This is a genomic window from Larkinella soli, assembly GCF_003703975.1.
Classification (GTDB): domain Bacteria; phylum Bacteroidota; class Bacteroidia; order Cytophagales; family Spirosomataceae; genus Larkinella; species Larkinella soli.
This window is the reverse complement of record NZ_QTJY01000067.1, coordinates 1-631: the sequence shown is the minus strand read 5'-3', so window position 1 is coordinate 631 and position 631 is coordinate 1. Positions and strand designations below refer to the sequence as shown.

The following is a 631-nucleotide window of genomic DNA, read 5'->3' as shown; positions in this document are numbered from 1 at the left end:
AGGTGTGTCCACTCCGGTCCTCTCGTACTAGGAGCAGGCTTCCTCAAATCTGCAGCGCCCACGGAAGATAGGGACCAAACTGTCTCACGACGTTTTAAACCCAGCTCACGTACCTCTTTAAATGGCGAACAGCCATACCCTTGGGACCGACTACAGCCCCAGGATGAGATGAGCCGACATCGAGGTGCCAAACACCGCCGTCGATATGAACTCTTGGGCGGTATCAGCCTGTTATCCCCAGAGTACCTTTTATCCGTTGAGCGATGGCCCTTCCATACAGAACCACCGGATCACTATGTCCTGCTTTCGCATCTGCTCGACTTGTCAGTCTCGCAGTTAAGCACGCTTATGCCATTGCACTATCGTCACGATGTCCGACCGTAACTAGCGTACCTTCGAACTCCTCCGTTACGCTTTGGGAGGAGACCGCCCCAGTCAAACTGCCTACCATGCACTGTCCCCGATCCCGATAAGGGACCTGGGTTAGAACCTCAAACGCACCAGGGTGGTATTTCAACGTCGGCTCCATGAGAACTAGCGTCCTCACTTCAAAGCCTCCCACCTATCCTACACAGATCCGTTCAAAATCCAATACAAAGCTACAGTAAAGGTTCATGGGGTCTTTCCGTCT

General features: G+C 52.9%; 1 rRNA gene. It reads right to left on the bottom strand.

The annotated features are described in order from the left end of the window. Positions 1 to 631 (bottom strand): 23S ribosomal RNA (locus tag DX909_RS29345); the annotation flags it as partial.